Here is a 6282-nt window from a genome sequence, read left to right as displayed (position 1 = left end):
CTCCCCAAGGGTTCCACGGGAAAGATCCTCAAGCGATCGATCGACCGGTCCGAACTCCTCGCCCAGAAGCAGAACTGAAAACACAGGTGAGCCCCGGCGAGATTCGCCGGGGCTCACCTGTCCATGCGCTCAGAGAGCCCTGTCCATGCGCTCAGAGAGCGTCGAAGTACTCGATCTGCGGGGCACCAGCCAGGAAGGGTGCCATCGCCTTTCCGGCAGCCTGGAAATGCTCGGACGTTCCGTGCGCCTTGATGGCAGCGCCGTCCTGATACAGCTCCATGAACTTGTAGGAGTTCGTGTCCGTCTTCGAGCGGATCAGTTGATACAGAACCGTTCCGGGCTCTTCCGTGCGCACCTTTTCGGCGAGTTCGGCGACCACGGCTTCGAACTGCTCGCCGCTTCCGTCCTTGACGGTGATATCCGCGATGACAGCAATCATTCATTCCTCCAAAAGTGTTCCAGCAGTATTCGAGTATTACCGAGCAACCTACAGTTTCACTGCGTGGGCAGTAGTCCGAACGTCGATTCCAATTGCCTGCGAGTACTTTCCGCGTCGGTGTGGAGAATGCCCGCAATCCCCAACCGGGCCGCTCCGTCGAGGTTCTGTTGCAGATCGTCGATCATCACGGCATCTTCGGGGGCGACACCCAGGCGCTCGCACGCGATTGTGTAGATCTGACGAGAGGGCTTGCGAATCCCGACTTCCGACGAGATCACCACCTCGTCAGCCAGGTCTTCGAGGACAAATCCCGCATAACAATCACGCCCGAAAGCGTTGGACACGAGCGCAACAGGGTGTCCCGCCGCCCGCACGTCTGCGAGCAGACGCACCATCTCCTCATCCCGAATCAGCCCGGCCTGCATCCGGTCGACCAACCCCACGCTGTCGACGAAGGCGCCGTGCGCACGTAGACGTTCCCCGAATCCGGCCTCGAATGCTTCCTGGTCGATCTTTCCTGATTCATGATCGGCGAGCAGCCTCTTCGAGACGTCGTCGCGGGAGAGCAGGGTCAACGGAAGTCGCGGGTCACCGCCAAGCGAGGCTCCGAAGTCCGCGAAGGCCTGCAGAACACTGGAGGTGAGAACTCCACCGAAATCGACGAGCACTGCCGTACGCGTGAGTGTCATTACTCCATCAGACACCAAACATGAACTCGGCGTCAACATCAATTTTGATGCAGCGAGAATTGTAAAGTGTTGATCCACAACCGGTTGACCGTATCGAGCAGACCGTCGAAGGTCACTCCGGCGGCGCCGTCCGCGCCACCGCGGGACACGAAGTAACCGAACGCAAGTCGACTGATCATTCCGGAGAGCGCGCGAGAGGTCAGCAGCGGATCCAGGTTCGCGTCCGCCAGACCGGCTTTCTGCAGCTTCTCGATGCTGCGGGCGTTGCGACGTACAAACGCGTCAGCGCGCTCGAGGCGGAGAACCCGGAACTCCGGATCGATACTTGCGACTTGCTCGAGCAGCCCCATCAGCTTCGCGTTCCGTCGGTACGCCTCGAGGTACGCGCGGTTACTCGCCGCGATGACCTCAGCAGGATCCGCGCCTTTCGGAGTGTGCGGCATACCCGGATGCATCATGTCTTCGCGAGCCAACTCCATCACTGCTGCGAAGATCTCTTCCTTGCTCGCAAAGTATGTGTAGAAGGTACCGGCCGAGCACTGCGCCTCCACCGTGATGTCGATCAGCCGCGAGTCCAGATAGCCGGACCGTTCGAAGACCGTGCGGGCCGCATCGATCAACGCTCGACGCGTACGCAAACCACGCTGAGTGGAGGGGAGTTCCCGTGACACTGTCGACGAAGCATCTTCGGAGCCTGTGCGCGCTGCAGCCATGCTCCAGTTATACGTCAGACGCCCGCTACCGGTGACCGATAGCGGGCGTCTGCTCGAAACCGAAAGAGTTACTTGGCGTACAGGTGCGCGCCCGGAATTGCGTTCGGATCGTCCCGAACTTCCTTCGGGTTGGTCTCTTTCAGCACCCAGGCACTGAAGAAGGTCACCAAGCCCATGAGGGCTACGAACACGGCAACCCATGTAGTGGTCCCGGTCTTCGCGATGAGTGCCGTCATGATGAACGGAGTGCCGCCGCTGACCGTGATCGCCGCCAGCTGGTACGCCAACGATGCTGCCGAGTAACGCACGTTGGGCGCGAACAGCTCACCCATGTACGCAGCGATCGGCCCGTAGGTCATCGACTGGAACACGCTGCCGACTGTCACCGCGATGAAGAACAGCGGCAGGGACTTGGTGTTGATCAACCAGAAGTACGGGAACGCCCAGACCACGATCGCCGCGGCGCCGATCAGGATCATCGGACGACGACCGATCTTGTCGGACATCTTCCCGGACCACAGCACCACTCCGACGGTCAGCAACGCACTCAGGAGCGAGATGATGAGCAGCGAGTTCCGCTTCAACCCCAGTTCGGTTGTGCCGTAGCTGAGCACGCCGGCGATGCTGATGTAGAACAGCGCATTGGTGGCAGCGAGCAGTCCGCAGCCGAGCAGGATCTTGCGCCAGTGATCCTTGAGCGCCTGGGCCAACGGAGCCTGAACGACCACGTCCTTTTGATTCTTCTTGGCGTCTTCCTGCAGCTCGAGGAATTCCGGCGTGTCCTCGACCTTCGTCTGGATGTACAGAACAACGGGGAAGAGCAGCGCGCTGGCGAAGAACGGAACCCGCCAACCCCAGCTCAGGAATGCTTCGTTGGAAATGGTCGCGGTCGCGACGAGGAAGACCAGGTTGCCAAGCACTACACCGAACGAAACACCCATCTGACCGAAAGTGCCTGAGAATCCGCGCTTCTTGGGACTCGCGGATTCGGTGAGGAGAAGGACGATTCCGCCCCACTGGCCGCCGCAGGCGAGACCTTGGATGAATCGCAGTGTCACGAGGAGAATCGGAGCGACTACGCCGATTGCCGAAGCACTCGGAATCGCGCCGATCAGGAACGTCGCGACAGCCATCAGCAAAAGGCAGGTGACGACGGCGGGCTTGCGTCCGTACTTGTCACCGTAATGCCCAGCGACCAACCCGCCGATGGGACGAGCTACGAACCCGGCCCAGAACGTACTGAACGAGAGCAGTGTGCCCATCAGCGCGGATGAATCGGGAAAGAACACATGCGGAAAGACCAGTGCTGCAGCCGTTCCGTACAAGAAGAAGTCGTACCACTCGATGGAACTGCCGAGCAGTCCCGCGCCTAGAAGTTTGCGGTGCGCCTTCTTCTTCTTCCGTTCCTGATCGGACAGGCCCCCTGCCTGCGTGCTCGAATCCACTGCCGATCTCGTCATGGGTTACTCCTCGATGGGTCGGACGCTCGTCGCGCCGGGAGTTGAGAAGTCGAATCGGAGCCAGAAGTAGAAACTGACACCAACTTCAACTCTGTGGCGTTGCGATCAGTCTGCGATACAAAAAGAGTGATGTCAATCACTGAAATACATTGCCGCATAAGGGACTTAATCCCCTACCGATTCCCGGCAGCAACCACGACGAATGGCCGACTCACCTTGACGGCGGCCGGCAATTCGTTTGTCAGGTAGATCTAGTTCGGAACCCTCAGCTCGCGACGAAGAATCTTGCCGCTCACCGTTTTCGGTAGGTCATCCATGATCTCGACGATGCGCGGATACTTGTATGCTGCAAGCTTTTCCTTGCAGAATTCGACCAGATCCTCGGTGGTCGCCTCGGCCCCGTCTTTGAATGACACGAAGGCCTTCACAGTTTCGCCGCGATACGGGTCCATGACACCGACGACGGCTGCTTCCCGCACGGCAGGGTGTTCGTAGAGAACATCTTCCACTTCGCGCGGCCACACTTTGAAGCCCGAGGCATTGATCTGATCTTTCATCCGGTCGACGATGTAGAACCAGCCGTCGCCGTCCATGAATCCGATGTCGCCGGTGTGAAAACGCCCGCCCGGCATGGCATGTGCGGTTTCCTCCGGCTTGTTCCAGTAACCGAGTGCGACCTGTGGACCGGAGACCACGATCTCGCCGTACTCACCGATCTGTACCGGCTTGTCGTTCTCGTCTACGACCTCCGCGTACGTATTCGATACCGGCACACCGACGGCGACCGCTCCCGACGCCGGATCCACCGGCGCTTCACGAGAATTCGGTACCACGATTGCCGGGCTGTTCGTCTCGGTCAGCCCGTAACCGTTGTGAATGTAGTGACCGAACTTCGATCGGAACGCTTCCAACGCCGCGTGCGGAATCGGCGCGCCACCCGAGTACACCGACTCGAGAGTGCTCAGCGATTCCTTCGAGACTGCGACGCTGTCCGTCCACGCGATGAACACGGTGATCGCACCGATGATCGCGGTGGCCCGATGCTCCGAAATCGATTCCGCTGCAACAATAGGATGGAATCGGCAGGTCAGAATCGTGGGCGCACCGGCCAGGAGTGGAGCTGCAACGTGCCCGATCAATCCGGTGATATGAAACAGTGGCGCCACCGCGAACATCGCGCCGCCTGGTCGCAGTCCCAACCAGTCCCGATAGATCTGTGCCGCGAACACGACATTCGCGTGCGTGTTCATCGAACCTTTCGGCGGGCCGGTTGTTCCCGACGTATAGGGAAGGTAGGCGAGGTCTTCCGGTCCGAGCTCGACCCGCCCGGGCTTCTGCCCTCGATGAGCCTCGATCAATTCCAGTAGGTCCGGAAATCCATCGTGGCGAATCCTGGACGCCGAACCGAAGATCCGCTCGTCGTCGCGCGACTGAAGATCCAGTTCGGACGTAGTGATGACCCGTCGCACTTCGGTGCCCGCAGACGCAGTCGCAACCGTCTGGGCCGAAGACTCCAGACAGATGACCGCTACCGCGCCGCTGTCGATGAGAACGGTGGACAGTTCACGGTCCCTGTACATCGGATTGACCGGAACGACGACGGCGCCGAGTTTCCACACCGCGACCGTGGCGATCACGAACTGCGGAACATTCTGCAGGACAAAGGAAACTCTGTCTGCGAACCCGATTCCGTCCTCGGCTAGGGCTACGGCAAGCGCGTCCGACATCTCGTCGAGTTCGGCAAAGCTGACAGACCTGTCGAAGTACCGGATGATCGGGGCGTTGCGATCGCGCTCCAGCGATGCACGAAACATCTCGAGGGCGTTGACGTGCTCGATGTCTACGTTCGGCGGAGTGTCAGCGTCGTAATTGGCGAGCCAGGGCTCGCTCTCGTACACGTTGGTCATAACTCAGCTCTCGAAGTACCGACGTGGGTTGTCCACCAGCATGATGTTGATCTGGTCCTCGGTGACGCCACGTTCGAGCAGAGTGGGGATGACCTGATCACTGATATGGGTGAAGTTCCAGTTCGGTACCGCGGCCGCCTTTGCTTCACTGGAGAACCAGTCGATGAAGCACGAGGCGTCATGTGCCAGAACCATTTTCTCGGCATAGCCACGACGAGCCAGTTCCACGACGGTGTTCACCCGCTCCTCGAACGGGAGCAGAACATCGAGACCGAAGCGGTCCATCCCGAGTAGCGAGCCGGCATCGGCGAGAGCGCACAGGTAGTCGAGGTCGGTCGAATCACCCGAATGCCCGATGACTACCTTGCTCAGATCTGCACCTTCCTCGGCCAGAACCTTCTGCGCAACGAGGCCCGATTCCGTATGCGGGTTCGTGTGAACCGTGATCGGTACCCCGGTTTCGACCTGTGCCTGACCGACCGCTCGCATCACCCGCTCGACGCCGGGAGTCAGACCAGGTTCTTCGATGGCGCACTTGAGGAACGACGCGCGGATGTCGGTGCCGGCAATGCCGTCCTTGATGTCCTTCACGAACAGATCGACCATCGGCTCGCGAACGTCGAACAGCAAACCTGGTCCGGTGTAATGGAATTGGAACGGAATGTCGTTGTACGTGTAGACGCCGGTCGCGACGATGATATTGAGGTCGACCTGCTCGTTGATCCGAGCGATACGCGGAATGTAGCGACCGAGTCCGATGACCGTGGGATCGACGATCGTGCTGATCCCTCGTGACTTCAGCTCGGACAGCTTGGTCACTGCATCGGCTACTCGAGCCTCCTCGTCCCAAGGCTCCGGGTAGTCGGGATAGTTCTGACGCATCTCCTCACCCAGAACGAAGACATGCTCGTGCATCAACACCTTTCCCAGATCGGCTGTGTCCACCGGCCCACGAACGGTTTGTACTGAACTCATCGATCGAACCCCTGACTGTGATCGCCATCACTAACATGAGACAATGAGCTAGTGTGTCTCACGTCGCCTGGTTCGTCAATAGGCTCGATCCACCCGAAA

General features: G+C 59.7%; 6 protein-coding genes. All 6 read right to left on the bottom strand.

The window, feature by feature from the left end; translation table 11 throughout:
- Positions 1–151: 151 nt before the first annotated feature.
- Entirely contained in the window at positions 152–439 is a 288-nt protein-coding gene (locus ACFQ6H_RS03805; RefSeq protein WP_230817338.1) for a putative quinol monooxygenase, read from the bottom strand.
- A 56-nt stretch (positions 440–495) separates the two neighbouring features.
- A complete protein-coding gene (locus ACFQ6H_RS03800; protein WP_378644010.1) occupies positions 496–1128 on the bottom strand; it encodes an HAD family hydrolase in 633 nt (210 codons plus the stop codon).
- Positions 1129–1166: 38 nt separating this feature from the next.
- Positions 1167–1841 carry a TetR/AcrR family transcriptional regulator gene (locus ACFQ6H_RS03795; protein ID WP_378447436.1) on the bottom strand — a complete coding sequence of 225 codons (675 nt, stop codon included), beginning with the start codon at positions 1839–1841 and terminating at the stop codon, positions 1167–1169.
- A gap of 68 nt (positions 1842–1909) precedes the next feature.
- Positions 1910–3301 carry an MFS transporter gene (locus tag ACFQ6H_RS03790; RefSeq protein WP_378644008.1) on the bottom strand — a complete coding sequence of 464 codons (1392 nt, stop codon included), beginning with the start codon at positions 3299–3301 and terminating at the stop codon, positions 1910–1912.
- A gap of 251 nt (positions 3302–3552) precedes the next feature.
- Positions 3553–5208 (bottom strand): AMP-binding protein, encoded by a 1656-nt coding sequence (locus ACFQ6H_RS03785; protein WP_378644006.1) that lies wholly within the window; start codon positions 5206–5208, stop codon positions 3553–3555.
- 3 nt (positions 5209–5211) lie between these two features.
- The gene (locus ACFQ6H_RS03780) at positions 5212–6183 is read right to left on the bottom strand and encodes a phosphotriesterase (RefSeq protein WP_378541975.1); all 972 of its coding nucleotides are present in this window, start codon (positions 6181–6183) and stop codon (positions 5212–5214) included.
- Positions 6184–6282 lie beyond the last annotated feature (99 nt).

It is taken from the genome of Rhodococcus sp. NPDC056506 (assembly GCF_042794945.1).
GTDB lineage: Bacteria > Actinomycetota > Actinomycetes > Mycobacteriales > Mycobacteriaceae > Rhodococcus_F.
Note: the sequence above shows the minus strand (reverse complement) of the source record. Positions and strands in the feature narration are given on the sequence as shown.